This is a genomic window from Gordonia jacobaea (assembly GCF_965344965.1).
In the GTDB taxonomy this organism is placed as follows: domain Bacteria; phylum Actinomycetota; class Actinomycetes; order Mycobacteriales; family Mycobacteriaceae; genus Gordonia; species Gordonia jacobaea.
The window spans coordinates 381,553-396,635 of record NZ_CBDRLS010000005.1 but is presented as its reverse complement, the minus strand read 5'-3'; the positions used below and the strand labels follow the sequence as shown (position 1 = coordinate 396,635).

The window sequence follows — 15,083 nt, the reverse complement described above, 5'->3', positions numbered from 1 at the left end:
CGGATGCGTAGGACTACGCGGTTCCCCTGAGTGTTCTGGGCGACTGAGGTTTCCGGGCGGTCAGGAGCCGGCCGCGTCGAGTGCGGCGCGGATCGTCCGCACCACCCCGTTGTCGGTGTTCGACGGCGCGACGTACCGCGCGGCGTCGAGGATACTTCGGTGCGCGTTGGCAACCGCGTACGACCAGTCGGCGGTGCCGAGCATTCCGAGGTCGTTGAGGTAGTCACCGAAGACCATCGTCTGCGCCGGACTGATTCCGAGCCGACGCTGCACCGCCCGAACGGCTTGCGACTTGTCGACGCCGCGCGTCATCACATCGAGCCAATGTTGTCCGGACACAACGACTTCGGCGTCGATCGGCAGTCCTGAGATCGCCGGGGCGGTGGTGTCCTCGATTCCGTCGAAGTCGTAGACCGCCACCTTGACCAGTTCGGCGTCGATGGCGGCGAGGTCGTCGACGATTCTGTTCGCGTAGTAGTAGGGGCGGATCTGTTCGAGGAACCGCTCATCGGACCGCTCGACGTACGCGACCTCCGGGCTGCACAGCACGACGCCGATGTCGGCGCCGTCGGAGTGCAGCGACCGTGCGCGGGCGAGGACCGCGGCGGCGCTGCTCGCGGCGAGCGGTTGTGTCCGCAGGATCTCGTTCTGCCGCGCCACCACCGCACCGTTCTCGGCGATCACGACGAGCCCGGGCACTGCCTCACCGAACTGGTGCAGCAGGGTCGCTGCCTGGCGTCCGCTCGCGGGACTGAACACGATGTCGCGGCTGGTCAGCTCGTCGAGCAGCGGCCAGAGTTCGTCGGGGATGTGCTTGGCGTCGTCGAGCAGAGTGCCGTCGAGGTCGGTGACGACGAGGCGCAGGTCAACGGGCACGGGCGGAATCGTGGTGGACATCGTTGTCCATTGTGGCAGTTCGGTGTCCCAGTCAGGTGTCGCAAACCCGGCCGGAACATTCTCCGGGTCCGGCCGCATCCAATCGGTACTTGCTTACGAGAAGCCACCCGAGAGGACCCCAGACGTGAAAACCACCCCGCCCCACACAACAGCCATCCGACGCACCATTCTTGCCCTGCTCGCAGGTATCGCGGCACTCCTCGCCACCGCCGGGGTCGCGGCAACCGCCCACGCCGATACCGGTGGGCGCTACCCGTCAGCGCCGATGCGCGGCGTCGACGGCGATGCGGGGCCGGTCAAGGGCAGCAACTTCAGCCCGTCGGATCGTCCGTACGTCATCTCCAACGACTTCGCAGGCATCGAGTACACCTTCGGTATTCCCGGCGACTGGTCGTGCGGCGCAGGATCGTCAGTTGTCTCGGCCAACGGCGAAGCAACATGTTTCGAGGAGGACACCACGAAGACGAGCGCGGCCGGAGGCTTGGTGGCCTACCAGAAGTGTGCGGAGTCGCGGTGCACCACAACCGACGTCAAGCGCGCCACCTCGCAGCTACGTGTCGATCGTGAAGCGTGGCGAGCTGTCGACGAAACCACCTGGTACGCAGAGCAATCCGGCACCCTCAATGGCGTCCGCAAGGTCCGCGTCGCAGTCGCCCACGTGTTCCGCACCGCAGACGGCGAGCACGGCGTCGCCTTCGCCCAGTTCGACGGTCCGCCGTCCAAGCGCGGCGAACTCCTCAAGATCATCAACAGCATTCGCGCCAACACTCCGCGATAGCACCGCCGACGCCGCGCCCCGGCCTCCCCTGCGGGAGGTCGGGGCTGGGCCATCACATCCTCACAGTCACATACGCGCGTACCGCGCAGTCACATGCGCGCGTACCGCGCCATGACGAAGCAGTAGATGCCATACGCAGCAAGGCCTATCGCCGCCAGCACGAGGAAGAACTGCCCGGCAGGCCATCCCGCAACGGTTTTCACCGCACCATCGACGCCGGTGGCTTTCGACGGATCGGCAGTGATCGCCGCGACAATCACCAGAACTCCCGCTCCGACAAGGACAAGGCCTTTCGCCGTGTACCCCACGATGCCAGTGGCATTCACGACAGGATTGCTGTCGATGGTCAGATCGTCGAAGAACGACCTCGTGACGCCCTTGTAGATGTGGTAGGCGCCAACAGCAATGATGACGATGCCTGCTACGACAAGCACGAACTTCCCGAAGCCCGAGCCCATCAATTTCGCGCTCATGCCGGCGTTCTGCTGGCCACTCGACTGCCCGTGCCCCATCGCGAATTGTGCTGCCGTCCAAGCGAATGCGAAATAGACGACAGCGAGCGCACCCGCCTTGGCCCGATCGAGCCAACCGTCATCGTCGTCGGCCTTCGGATTGGCCGGGTGCGGACCGATGATGACTTCGGCGATACGCCACAGAGCCATCGCCACGAAGGCGATCACCGCGAGCCACAAGGCAATTCGACCGCCGGTTGACGACGCAAAGATTCCGAGCGCCCCCGATTGGTCTGCATTGCCCGCGTCGCCGAACGCCAGCCTCAGCACGATGTACGCGATCAGCAGGTGCAGCAGACCGCTCACCACATGCCCGCCGCGCGCAAGCGCCTCAAACCAACCTGAATCCGTCGCTTCTTGGACGGCCTGCTTACCCGTATGTGTAGGGATGGTGATCGCCGCCCGTCAGTAGTTCAGTCGATACGCGAGTCAGCCGACCCGCATCCACGAGGAATCCTAACGTGTCGACCAAGGCGGTTTGCACCGCACGGCAAAACCGGCAAAGTACGCGGCAGACGAAGGGCTCATAGCTCAGACAGCGAACCGACCGTCGAACCCAACTGATAACGAAGAGCGTCGACGACGAGACCGATCTCGTCTCCGCTGCGCGCGACTCCGAAGAGGTAGTGGTCGGGTCGGACAAGCGCTGCGACGTCACCGGTCTCGGTCATGTGCGGTAGGTAGGTTCCGTCCAGATCGACTGCGTCGTCATCGGATTCGACGTCGGCTTCCGTCGCGACGAACCGCACGAACTTCGCGCCGAGCCTGTCGAGAAGTGCGCGCTGGTCGTCGGTGAGGAGTTCACGCGCATTGATCGTCGACGCGAGGACGAAACCGGTTCCGACGACGTCGTCGAGCAGTCCGGTGGTGCCGCGATAGGTCAGGCGGCCCTGCGGTGAGAGGTTGCCTGCTCCAGGTCCAGGCGTTCCGTCCGGAAGGCGGTACAGCAGGCCGTCGGTCAGCGTCGCCGGTGGTAGCGGCGGCAGGATCTTGTCGGGGTCGCCGCCCTGGCTCAGCATGAAGGTGTCGCGTTCGGCAACCGCGGCGGGGTCGGTGACGCAGATGACCTTGCCCAACTCGATGGACAGGTCGATCGCGTGGCGGACGTGTCGCGAGCGTTCGACGCCGTAGGTGTCGAGCAGTGCGTCGTCGGCGAGTCCGCGCAGAACGAGGTCGAGCTTGAAGCTGAGATTTGCGGCGTCGCGGATGCCCGAGCACATGCCCTGCCCCGCGAAGGGAGGCATCTGATGGGCCGCATCGCCGGCGAGAAGCATTCGCCCGGAGCGCCATTCGTCTGCCCAGCGCGCTTGGAAGGTGTAGACGGCGTGTCGCTCGAGGGTGGAGTTGCCGCGGTTCAGACCCCACGGCGTGAGCAACTCCCACGCCGTCTCCTCGGTGTTGAGGTCCTCGATGGTCTCGCCGGGCATGCGCATGAACTCCCAACGACGACGACCGGGACCGCCCGATACCGCGGTTGTCGGTCGCGCTGGATCGCAGATCTGCAGATTGATCGGATTCCACTCGCGCTCGTCGTGGGGTAGGACGTCGACGATCAGCCAGTCGAAGAAGAAGCCGAGATCGGTCATCTGCGTCGGCATGTGTGCGCGCACAAAGCTGTTCGCGCCATCGCAGCCGATCACGTAGGAGGCGGTGAACTTGGCCAGTTTGAGAGTCGGTCCGTGGGCGGTGACGACGACCGAGTCGTCGGATTGCGTCAGCTCGACGGCCTCGTGCCCGCGTCGAATGGTGATGTTCTCCGACGCCTCTGCCGCTGCGACGAGTTCAGCCTCGAGCGAGGGCTGGTTGAACATCGAGGCGCGTGGCCATCCCGACTCACCCGTGCCGCTCCAGTCGAAGCACAGCAGGGTGTTGCGGTCGGCGTTCTGCCACTCGTAGGTATCGGCCGCCTCGGAGAACTCGCCGAGGCGGTCCCGGAGGCCTGCGCGTGCAAGTAGGCGCGCGATCTCGTCGTCGTAGTGGACAGCACGCGGCTGTGCGTACGGGGCGGGCCAACGCTCCAGAACGGTTACCTGCCAACCATATTGGGCCAGGTACAGCGCCGTGGTGAGTCCCACCGGACCTGCTCCGACGATGAGGACGTCGCTTGTTCGTCCGACGTGGTTCCGCTCTGAACTGTTGTCTGACATGTCATTTCCTTGCTACTGAAACTGTCGTGGTTTATGTGGGCTTGCTGAGGTGGGCTTGGATCATCAGGTGTGCTGATCGCCGACGCGCTGGTACCAGGCCAGCAGGTCGGGGTTGTCGACGGACTTGGCGTCGATGCTGACCTGCCGTCCGGCGAGCATCGCGGTCACCGGAACCTCGAGCTTCTTTCCTGTGCGGGTGTGTGGGATGCCGGGAGCTTCGATCACCTCGTCGGGAACATGCCGTGGCGACAACCGAACTCGCACCGAGTCGCGGATGGTTGTCACCAACTCGTCGGTCAGGCTTACACCCGGCATCAGTGTGAGGAACATGGGCATCCAGTACGTCGCGTTCGGGCCGTCGACGCCGACGACCATCGCCTCGGCGACGTCGGGGATGGCTTCGACCACCTCGTAAATGTCGGCCGACCCCATACGAATACCGTTGCGGTTCAACGTCGCGTCGCTGCGACCGTGGATGATGACCGAGCCTCGGTCAGTGACCTCGAGCCAGTCTCCGTGCCGCCACGCGTTTGGGGCGACGCCATCCGCCCACTCGTGGTCGAAGTAGGCGGCTCGATACTTTGCGTCGTCGGGGTCGTTCCAGAAGGAGATCGGCATCGACGGCATGGGCTCGGTGATGACCATCTCGCCGACCTCGCCGATCAGGGGCGTGCGGTCGGGCGCCCACGATTCGAGAGCGCACCCGAGGTAGCGCACCGTCAACTCGCCGGGTACGTACGGGACCGACGGCGTGCCACCACAGAACGCGCTACACACGTCGGTGCCACCCGAGGTCGAGCTCACCGGGAGCCCAGCGGCCACGTGCTCGTCGACCCAGGTGAACAGGTCGGGGGCCAGCGGCGATCCGGTGCTGCCGATCGCGCGGAGCGACAAGTCGTGATCGCGGCCAGGCTCGAGTCCGGCCTTGCGTGACGCCTGAAGCTGTCCGGGACTGGTGCCGAAGAACGTGACCTCGTTGTCGTCGCAGATCTGCCAGAGCCTATCGGCGTCGGGCGCCAACGGGTGTCCGGAGAACGTGACGATCGTGGCTCCCATCAGAAGGCCTGCGACCTGGAAGTTCCACATCATCCAGGAGAGCGCGGTGTGCCAGAAGAACACGTCGCCCGGACCTATCTCGTTGTGCAGTCCCAGTACCTTGACGTGTTCGACGACGATGCCGCCGTGTCCGTGCACGATCCCCTTGGGCTTTCCCGTTGTGCCCGAACTGAACAGCACCCACAGCGGATGGTCGAACGGCACCTGCACCGGTTCCAGCGCGGGAGTGCCGGGGCTGGGTTCTGGCAGCTCGGTGATCACGTGACTGAGCGGAATGTCCAGCAGCTCAGCCAGTTCGACGGTGTCAGCGCTCTTATCCACCTGCTTGTCACCGAAGTGGTATCCGTCGCTCGCGAACAGAACCTTGGGTTTCAACTGCGCCAGACGACTCGCGGCACCCTCGGGTGCGTAGTCCTGACCGCAGCCCGACCAGATCGCTCCCAGGGATGCGGTGGCCAGAAACGCGATCACCGCGAACGGTTCGTCGGGAAGGTAGGCGGCAACAGTATCGCCGATGCCAACACCCCTTTCCCGCAGCAGTTCTGCCGTCGCGGAGACCCGCGCCGGAAGCTCCGACCAGGGGATGGCCACCCGCTTGCCGTCATCGGACACTCCGACGATGGCGTCTCCCGGCAGCGACGACCACCGCATCACCCGGTCGACATAGTTCAGGTGCACCTCCGGAAACCATTGCGCACCAGGCATCGTGCGGGAAGCCAACACGGGTCCCGTGCGCTCGCCGAGGTCGAAGAAGTCCCACACCGCACCCCAGAAACGGTCTGGCTCGTCGACGGAGAATCGGTGCAGGGCGTCGTAGTCGCCGGGAGCGACACCAACGGTCTTGGCGAACCGGTCGATGGTGAACATGTGCGGATCTCCTTCTCGGATCGGTCTTCTCGGCCGGCGCTTCTTCTTTCGGCTCAGCGCCGTGAACTCGTTGGTAGAGCGCCTATTCGGAGCTGTGGGAGCCGGTCATCAGGGCGGCGAGGTCTTCTGGCATGAGGAACGATGGCGGTGGCGGCGGGCCCCAGTTGAACAGGCTTCTGGCGCCCTCCCACACGCCTGGCTTCCAGAGCGCGTCGTCGACGATGCAGTCGATGTCGGAGTAGTACTCGGAGAAGTTCCCTGCCGGGTCTTTCAAATACCAGAAGAAGTTCGACCCGATGTGGTGGCGACCGAGTCCCCAGACGTGCCGTTCCGGATTGCCTTCGAGCATTGCCATTGCGCCACGGCCGATTTCGTCGATGTCGTCGACCTGCCACGAGGTGTGATGCAAGAAGTTCAGCGGCGCCTGCTGGACGAGAACGTTGTGGTGGTCTGTCGAGCATCGCATGAATGCGGCCATCGAGGGCACGGTGTCGCTGATCTTGAAGCCGAGGCCGTCGGTGAAGAACTTCTGGGTGGCTGCCTGATCGGTGGACCCGATGACGACGTGTCCGAGCTTGTGCGGGACCACCTGGCCCTGCCGCTCGATTCCGGGTGCGCGACTGTCGGGTCGGTCGACACGGCCGGGACCGTTGTAGGGCGTCGGGTCGACGATCTTCTGCTCGATGCGCGGCGCGATGGACACGACAGCTTTGAACCCGGCGATGGGTTCGGTTGCGGTGAGTGAGCCGTCGGACCGCTCGGTGTCCAGACTCAGCGCGTCGAGTTGCCGTTGAACGCGGTCGAGGTCGTCGGGATCGTCGACGCCGACGCCGATTTCGACGAGTCGACGCTGCGTCGAATGTGTGAGACGGAACTGCTCGCCGCCGTCGGAGGTGGCAAAGGCGTTGTCACCCAACGGGGTGAGACCGAACTCGGTGTAGTACGCCGCGGCGGCGTCGACGTCGGGGACGCCGATCGTGATGGTGGTCAGTCTGTGCAGAGGCATGTGCTTTCCTTTCTCCGCCGGCTACGCGAACGCCGTCGTGTGTCGCTTGCCGGGGACGCATTTTTGGCGCAGCTCCCCGATTCCCTCTATGCGCGTGACGATTTCCTCGCCCACGCGCAGGAATCGCTGCGGGCTGCGACCACCGCCGACGCCGCTGGGCGTTCCGGTGAAGATCAGGTCGCCGGGCAAGAGGGGCAGAACAGCCGAGAGTCGTTCGATCAGAACGGGAATCGAGAAGATCAGTTCACTCGTCCGTCCGTGCTGCATCGTCTCTCCGTCAACAGTGCAACTGATGTCGAGGTCGGCGGGATCGGCGAACTCGTCGAGTGTGACCACCGCCGGGCCGATCGGCGAGAAACCGGGGAATGACTTGCCGAGGCTGAACTGCGGTGCCGGAGGGACCAATTGGCGGGTCCGCTCGGAGAAGTCTTGCCCGACGGTGAGTCCGGCGACGTGGTCCCACGCGTTCTCTGCCGATACGTCACGTGCGGCGCGACCAATGACAACGACGAGTTCGGCTTCCCAGTCGACGGTGTCGGTGGGCAACTCCAGGTCACCGACCGGGCCGGCCAGCGAGGTGCGGAACTTGGTGAAGACGGGCGGTTCGGCGGGGAAGTCCAACCCGGATTCGACGGCGTGGTCTCGATAGTTGAGGCCGATCGCGAAGATCTGCGCGGGCTCTGGCACTGGCGCTCCCAGATCCGCGTCGTCGTAGGGCGTACCTGCCGGCAGGTCGGCACTTCGAGCCCACGCCACGAACTCGTCCCACTTCGCGTAGACGGCCGTCGGGTCGGCGCCGAACTGTCCTGCGCTGGCCTTCTCGACGTCGACCGCACCCGTATCGGTGAGCAGCGCCAACCGCCCGCCGAGATTGCTAATTCTCATTCGCTTCGTCCTTAGTCACGTCTCGTGTACTGCAGCCCACGCCATTCTTGGTGTCGAACGTGAGCTGGCTCACTAGCTCGATGCCAGTATGCAGGCATCTCCGTCGGCAAAGCAAGTAAAAAAAGATATTCATGCCGAACATCGGCTGGATGGCGCTTTGTCGGATACCCTCGGTTCATGACCCTGAGTCCCGAGAAGGCGACGCTCGCCGCGACAGTCCACGACAGACTTCGCGACGAGTTGCTGCGCGGCGACCTGCCGCCGGGATCGAAGGTGCACATCAGCGAGACCGCCACGCGATACGGCGTGAGCCCCAGCGTGCTGCGCGAGGCGTTGACTCGACTTGCCGAGCGGGGGCTCGTCGTCGCGATGCCGCAGCGTGGGTTCACCGTCGCCGATCTCTCAGTCGACGCACTGCTCGATCTGACTCGTGCGCGCACCCTCATCGAGGCGATGGCGTTGCGAGAATCTATCGCCGACGGCGACCTGAACTGGGAAACCGACGTGCTGGGCGGGCATCACAGGCTTCAGCGCACGCCATTGACCGACGCGGACGGAATCATCAACCCGCAGTGGTCAGTTGCCCATCGACAGTTCCATCACGCGCTGCTCGCCGGAGGAACCAGCACGCGCCTCACCGCAATAGCCGACGGATTGCGGGACTGCTCGGATCTTTACATCCATTGGTCGAGGGCGCTCGCCCACGACGATCATCGCGACGCCGCCGCCGAGCACCAGCAGATCGCCGATCTGACCCTCGCCCGCGACGCCGACGGCGCCGCCGCAGCGCTCGTCGCACATATCGAGCGCACCACCGAAGCGCTTGTGGGCTACGCGAACTCAGCGGCGAAGCTTGGCGAGGCGTCGGATCGGGAGTGAATAGCTCCAGCCATCAGGGGTGAGCTCGGCCTCCGCACGCATCGGTCAGGCAGCGGCCCGAGGGTAGGGATGTCGCTCGTAGAACCGAAGGTGGGCGCGCGCCGCGGCGTCCCACGTCAATCCGCGCGCGAGGCGCCGACCCGCGTCGACGTCCGGGTGATGTCCGTTGAGCGCGGCGTCGAGGTGCATGGCCAATGACGTCGGATCGGTCGCATAGGTGACGACGTCTCCGAAAACCTCACGCAGGATGGGTAGTTCGCGGACGGTGACCGGTCGGCCTGCTGCCAAGGCCTCCATCGCTGCCAGACCAAAGCCTTCCTTCACTGAGGGGAATGCGAAAGCGTCACATGCCGCGACGAGTGAGGGGAGCACGTGCTCGTCGACGGCCCCGAGGACGATCGGTGTCACGCCGAGCTCGGCTTGGCGGCGGTCGAACTCGGCACGATAGCCGCGATAGTCGAAAAGCGTTTCGCCACCGGCGAATACCAGCGATAGATCGGGGTGGTCGTGACGAAGCAGCGCGTAGGCCTCGAGAAGATCGATACTCCCCTTGCGCGGTTCGATGCCCCCGACCGCCAGGATGTAGCGACCCAATTTCGCTTGCCACTGCTCTCGTGCGACAACGGCCGAACGGCTGTGCTCGGCTGCCGCTGCGAAGCGTTCGTAATCGACGCCGTTGGGAATGACGGTTGGAGTGAAACCCCATCCGTCGTTGACCTCCTTGGCGACTGCCTGCGACACGCAGATGCGGGCGTAGGGGTTGACCACAGCCTTCTCGTGGCATTCGACGAGCACCGGCGTGGTGAACTGGTCGAGGTGGTGAATCGTGCGGATGCACGTTCCGACCGCGTTCGCGCTGATGCAGTCCTGAGCATGCACAATGTCATAGTCGCTGGGGTCGAACGCATTTCGGATGGCATCGATTGATCGCAGAATGCGATCGGTGACCGTCTCGTCGGGAATGTCGGCGAACGGGACCAGGTGTTGGGTGACTGCGGCGTCGACGCTGCGGAAGAACCCCGAGTCACCCCCTCGCGCAAGACTCCACACGTCGACATCGGCACCTTGCTCGACCAGAGATTCCGCGAGGTTGAGGGTATGCACGACTCCACCACGCGGTTTGGTCGAGTAGGTCAACAGTGCGATGCGCATTCAGCGAGACTCCGCACTCGACGCGGAATAGATGTCCGGCCGGAGTTCGGACAGATGGTTGAGGACTCTGCGGGCACGAGCGATGTCGGCCTCCACGTCGACCTCGACCTTGGCCAGTCCACCCTTGGATCGCGTGGTCGCCAGGATGTCGCCACCGGGACCGACGACCTTGGCCTGTCCGAGGAATTGCAGCGACCCGGTCACCCCGGTGAGGTTGGAGGACACCATGAATACTTGGTTCTCCGCGGCGCGAGCGCAGTCGTAGAGATCGAACAGCCGAGACTGCCGGTCAGCGGGCAGCCGAGCTGCGCGGTCGGTGACGCTGGCCGGCCACGCCGAGAGAGACGCGATGATCCCGGCGCCGTCGAGCGCGAGCTTTCGGGCCGACTCGGGGAACGTCTTGTCGTAGTCGATCAACATGCCGATGCGTCCGACCGGTGTGGAGAAAGTGGAGAACCTGTCACCAGCCGCATACGCCTTCGATTCACCGGCGGGCTGATGCACTTTGCGATGCCAGCCCAGCACGCCGTCACCGGTCAAGCACGCCGCCGCGTTGTAGTGGACGTCGCCATCGCGCTCGGTGTACCCGATACACACGGTCATGTCGCGGGCGGCCTCGGCGATGGCAGCCAGCTCCGGTCCGTCAGGGTCCAGTGCTGGCGGTAGGTCGTCGAGATCCGGGGATCGCAGATCGCCGATATAGCCGCCGAGTGCAGCGTCGGGAAAGACGAGCAGATCGACTCCGTCACGCGCGGCCGCCTCGATGATGCCGACTGCCTTGGACACACCTCGATCAACGTCGCGGCCGAAGTGGCCCGCGAGCGCGCCGATCGTGACGGTTCCCATGTCAGCGCACTTTACTCACGTCACACGAGGTGCGCCGGTGCACATTCGACAGCTTTCTCATGCTCGACCCAGTCCCGTCACAGCAGAGGCTATCGCTTCGGTACGACGACCGTCCGGCCACTTCAGCCGGATTCCTGTCGTTTCGGTGAGGCGACCACAGCCGGCCGCGACGGCAGGGCCGTGCGCCCGAGTGATCGGACTGCGGTCGGCCATCAGCATGGCGTAACCCGGGAAGCAGGTGAGCCAGGCACCCATTGAGGCGTCGGCCGGTCGCGGGATCGCGGCCACGTCGAGTTCGGCCCCGGTGCCCGACGCCTCGGCCAGCATTCCCAACGTTCCGACCAGTCCGGCCATGCTGACATCCTTCGCAGCGGCGGGTCGCAGCTGCGCCACGGCGGATGCCATCTCACCGAGCTCATGTGCTGTTCGCGAGCTCGTCGAATCCCACTGTTGACCGAAATAGCCTGGGCGCCAAGAACCTCCGAGATCGGCGAGCAGCGACACGTGGTCGCCGACCCGTCCACCGCCAGCGGCGACTGGGGATTCTGTGCGACCCATTGCAGTCAGCGAGAGCGCCGCGGGTACACCGACCTGAGTGTGGCCGCCCAAAATCGGGGTTCGCCAGGCGTGTGCCGCTGCCGAGATGCCTCGCACGATCCGATTCAGATGCGCAACGGTTGGCGCGCCGACCGCGTCGAGCATGCCGACAGCATGAGCACCCATGGCCGAAAGGTCGTTGATGTTGACCAGGACCGAGCACCACCCCGCCCATTCGGGGTCACGCTCGACCATCGACGGGACGATCGCATCGCAGGCGGCAAGTAGGTCGCTGTCCGGTACGGGGACGGCGTCGTCGCCACGGAATCCTGCGGGGCCGAGACCGCCTTCCTGCTCAGCGAAGGGACGAAGTGATTGGGCGAGAACCGCTTTGGTGGAATCGACCTGGCCTTGAATTCGGCCGATCGGCCACGACTTGTGGCGATGTGCCCGGCCGTTGATGGTGGGACCGGCACCGTGGTCCTCCCAACCCAGCGAGGCAAACAGCCGGCTGTAGCGGTCCTGGACGGTGGCATCGAAACGCAGAACGTCGCGGCTCTCGACCAAGGCACAGGCGGCTGTGATCAGTGCGGCACCGATACCGGCCGCGTGTGCGCTGTCCGCGACAACCAGCCGACTCCCCGACCACCAGCCGATGTCGATCGAGGTACACGGCGATACCCGGACACCGCCGAGAACAGCGTTGTCTGCGGCGACTGCGATCAGGATCGTGGTGCGCGGATCGTCGTCGCAGTCATCGTGATCGGAGTGTGTGAACAGCCCCTGCCGCTCGACGAACTCGCAGTGGCGCAATCGTCGATAGTCGCCGATCTCGGAGTTCGTCTCGGCGACCCGGATGAGAAACGGCGGTGCTGAGACTCGGGGAGAGCCGGCAAGAATCGACAATTCTGTTGCGGCGGGGCGTACGGACTGGGTGGGCGTGGTGCGGCCGTCGAGCATCTCATGCCCCTACGCTCTGCAGAATGCTGCAGGCACCGCATGCCGCGCAGCCCGCTCGTTGGTCAGCCCCGGCCATCCCGATCAGTTGCAGGTGCGCAGCGACTTCTCGGCTGACCTGCTCGACGATGCGCGGCTCGGGGGCGGTCGCTCCGTCGATGTCGACGGCAAGTGTCCCTCGATGGGGGCGGAACGGGACGATGAAGGGATAGACTCCGGCGTCGGCGAGTTCCTTTGCCCCCGAGATCATCTCGTCCACATCTTCGCCGAGCCCGACGAGCAGGTACGTCGAGACCTGGTTGCGTCCAAAGACGCGTACGGCCTCACGCCAGGCATCCCAGTACTCGCTGAGCGGCACGGTTGACTTGCCTGGCATCCAGCGCCGTCGGACGTCGTCGTCGAGTGACTCGACGTGGATGCCGGCGGCGTCGGCCCCGGCCGCGCGCAGATCACCGATGGTCGACAGATCGGCCGGCGGCTCGCATTGCACTTGAATTGGTAGCTCGGGGACCGCTGCTTTGACCGCTCGGACACAGCGCGCCAGGTGGCGTGCGCCGCGATCCCGGCCGGCCGATGTTCCGGTGGTCATCACCATGTTCGTCACACCATCGAGGTCGACTGCTGCTCGCGCCACCCGGGCGAGGTCCTCTGGCTTCTTGACTGCGACGGTGTCGCCGGATCGCAACGACTCCTCGATCGAGCAGAAGCGGCACCGCTGGTCTTCGCCGTAACGAATGCAGGTCTGCAGCACGGTGGTCGCCAAGACGTTACGTCCGTGCAGTTTGGCGATCTTGTCGTAGGCGACGCCGTCCTCGGTCTGCAGGTCGTAGAAGCGTGGTCGGCCGATGACTGCGACGTCGAGCCCGGAATCGACTCCGTCGTAGAGAATCTGATCGCCGTCGAAGACGAACGGGCTGTTGGGATTTCGGGGTATTGCCGCATGCAGTCCGTCGATGACGAGGTGACCATCGTCAGTCGGTCCGGCTCCGCCTGAGCGATTGACCGGTGGGGTGCCCCGGATGCCGAGGAGCGCCAGGTCGACGCGGGTGGATGTAGTGGTGGATGCGGTCATCGTGGGTTCCGTTCGTGTCGAGGGGGTCAGGCCGACGCGCGCTGACCGCAGCCGGCCAGCGCGCGTCGTCGAATCTTGCCCGCGTCGTTGCGGAGTGGCGATGTGGTGAGGATGACGCGCACAGGACGCCAGTCGGAGCCAAAGTGGTGTTGGACATGATCTGCGATGAGTGCTGCGGACGCATCGTTGTCGGCGATATCGACGCTAACCGAGAGATGTTGCCTGCCAGCCGAATCCACATCGGCGAACGCAACCGCGCCGCGCACGAAAGGCAATTGTTCGACGACTTGCTCGATATCGGCCGGGTACACCGCGGCGTCGGCACTACGAATGACGTCGGCTGCTCGGTCCAGCACGTAGAGATAGCCGTCGGCGTCGAGAAAGCCGATGTCGCCGAGGGTATCCCAACCATCTGCGCGGCGGCGCGACTGCGCACCCAGGTAACTGTAGGACGGTCCGTCTCCGCGGCGCATCCAGATCAATCCCGTTTCGCCGGTGTTCGCACGGGTGCCGTCGTCGCGTCGAATAGCGATCTCGGTGCCCCCGATCGGCCGACCGACAGTGCCGGGGTGCGCAAGCCACTCGTGACCTGTCGCCATTGTGACGCCGTTGGATTCGCTACCCGCGTACACCTCGACAACGCGGTGCGCGCCCAGCCACTTGATCAGTGCGCGCTTGTCGGGCACAGGACACCGTCCGCCGATGTGCAGAATCGATGCCAACGAAGTGATGTCGTGTTCGGCACGTATCTCCTCCGGTAGGCGGACCAGCCGCCGGATCGACGGAGGCGAGAGGACTGTCCAGGTCACCGAATGTCTGTCGACCAACTCGAGGAATCGGCGCTCGTCGAAGTCCGGTTCGACGATCAGGCGATGGCCGGCGGTCAAGCCCCGGAACGCGTAGGTGAAGGCGGTCGAATGCCACAGCGGAGAGGTGACCAACTGTGTTGCCGCGCAGGGGAAGAACGGCGCCACTCGAGCACCAGGGTCAACCAGTGCGGGATTCAAAGAACGAACGATCTTCGGGAGTCCTGTGCTCCCGGAGGATGCGGGCGCCTTCCACGAACTTGCCCAGACATCGGGAAGCGCGTCTGCAGGCAGCTCACGGGCATCGTTCTCGTCGACCGTGACTGTATGCGGAGATACGTTGTCGCCGATGGCAACTCGAGGCTGGGCAATCTGTTCGAGCATTTCCCGCTCGTCTGCGGGCATCGCCGGGTCGAGCGGCATCGGCGTGGCGCCCGCACGCCACACCGCGACGCACGCAACTACGAAGGCAGCACTGTTGGGTAAGGCCACTTCAACGAGATCGTCGTGGGCGACGTGATGGCGCTGCAAGAGGTGAGCCAGCCGGTTGGCCCGCACGTCAATCTCACCGGCGGTCACAGACCCGTGGGCGTCGATGACCATGACTTCGCCCGGCGAGGTACGGGCGCGATCAGCGAATACCGAGGAGATCGACTGCACAGTCATATCGGTTACCTGTGGTCCCG

General features: G+C 64.9%; 13 protein-coding genes. 2 read left to right on the top strand and 11 right to left on the bottom strand.

Annotated features, from left to right (window positions below; genetic code table 11):
* Positions 1-60: 60 nt before the first annotated feature.
* The gene (locus tag ACRVY7_RS18700) at positions 61-897 is read right to left on the bottom strand and encodes a Cof-type HAD-IIB family hydrolase (protein WP_431818165.1); all 837 of its coding nucleotides are present in this window, start codon (positions 895-897) and stop codon (positions 61-63) included.
* 124 nt (positions 898-1,021) lie between these two features.
* Here ACRVY7_RS18700 and ACRVY7_RS18695 point away from each other — a divergent pair, with 124 nt between their 5' ends.
* Positions 1,022-1,675 (top strand): hypothetical protein, encoded by a 654-nt coding sequence (locus tag ACRVY7_RS18695; RefSeq protein WP_431818164.1) that lies wholly within the window; start codon positions 1,022-1,024, stop codon positions 1,673-1,675.
* An 89-nt stretch (positions 1,676-1,764) separates the two neighbouring features.
* Here the strand turns inward: ACRVY7_RS18695 and ACRVY7_RS18690 are convergent, their stop codons facing one another.
* The 5 genes from ACRVY7_RS18690 to ACRVY7_RS18670 form a co-directional block, all read right to left on the bottom strand.
* On the bottom strand, positions 1,765-2,496 hold the full coding sequence (locus tag ACRVY7_RS18690; protein WP_064868670.1) for a DUF1206 domain-containing protein: 732 nt from the start codon (positions 2,494-2,496) through the stop codon (positions 1,765-1,767).
* Positions 2,497-2,711: 215 nt separating this feature from the next.
* A complete protein-coding gene (gene mhpA, locus ACRVY7_RS18685) occupies positions 2,712-4,334 on the bottom strand; it encodes a bifunctional 3-(3-hydroxy-phenyl)propionate/3-hydroxycinnamic acid hydroxylase MhpA (protein WP_431818163.1) in 1,623 nt (540 codons plus the stop codon).
* Positions 4,335-4,397: 63 nt separating this feature from the next.
* Positions 4,398-6,257 (bottom strand): acetoacetate--CoA ligase, encoded by a 1,860-nt coding sequence (locus tag ACRVY7_RS18680; protein WP_431818162.1) that lies wholly within the window; start codon positions 6,255-6,257, stop codon positions 4,398-4,400.
* An 82-nt stretch (positions 6,258-6,339) separates the two neighbouring features.
* Positions 6,340-7,263, bottom strand: a complete 924-nt coding sequence (locus ACRVY7_RS18675) for a VOC family protein (protein WP_431818161.1) — start codon at positions 7,261-7,263, stop codon at positions 6,340-6,342.
* 21 nt (positions 7,264-7,284) lie between these two features.
* Positions 7,285-8,148: a fumarylacetoacetate hydrolase family protein gene (locus tag ACRVY7_RS18670; protein ID WP_431818160.1), complete on the bottom strand. Its 864-nt coding sequence runs from the start codon at positions 8,146-8,148 to the stop codon at positions 7,285-7,287.
* 177 nt (positions 8,149-8,325) lie between these two features.
* Here ACRVY7_RS18670 and ACRVY7_RS18665 point away from each other — a divergent pair, with 177 nt between their 5' ends.
* On the top strand, positions 8,326-9,027 hold the full coding sequence (locus tag ACRVY7_RS18665; RefSeq protein WP_431818159.1) for a GntR family transcriptional regulator: 702 nt from the start codon (positions 8,326-8,328) through the stop codon (positions 9,025-9,027).
* Between the two features lie 45 nt (positions 9,028-9,072).
* On the opposite strand, the gene ACRVY7_RS18660 is transcribed toward ACRVY7_RS18665, so the two are convergent.
* The 5 genes from ACRVY7_RS18660 to ACRVY7_RS18640 are packed head-to-tail and all read right to left on the bottom strand — an operon-like array spanning position 9,073 to position 15,063.
* A complete protein-coding gene (locus ACRVY7_RS18660) occupies positions 9,073-10,179 on the bottom strand; it encodes an MSMEG_0565 family glycosyltransferase (RefSeq protein WP_431818158.1) in 1,107 nt (368 codons plus the stop codon).
* A complete protein-coding gene (locus ACRVY7_RS18655; protein WP_005203415.1) occupies positions 10,180-11,025 on the bottom strand; it encodes a carbon-nitrogen hydrolase family protein in 846 nt (281 codons plus the stop codon).
* Positions 11,026-11,082: 57 nt separating this feature from the next.
* Positions 11,083-12,522 (bottom strand): MSMEG_0567/sll0787 family protein, encoded by a 1,440-nt coding sequence (locus tag ACRVY7_RS18650; protein ID WP_431818157.1) that lies wholly within the window; start codon positions 12,520-12,522, stop codon positions 11,083-11,085.
* 1 nt (position 12,523) lies between these two features.
* Positions 12,524-13,591 carry an MSMEG_0568 family radical SAM protein gene (locus ACRVY7_RS18645; protein ID WP_431818156.1) on the bottom strand — a complete coding sequence of 356 codons (1,068 nt, stop codon included), beginning with the start codon at positions 13,589-13,591 and terminating at the stop codon, positions 12,524-12,526.
* 26 nt (positions 13,592-13,617) lie between these two features.
* Complete coding sequence (locus tag ACRVY7_RS18640; RefSeq protein WP_431818155.1) at positions 13,618-15,063, bottom strand: AMP-binding protein; 1,446 nt, start codon at positions 15,061-15,063, stop codon at positions 13,618-13,620.
* Positions 15,064-15,083 lie beyond the last annotated feature (20 nt).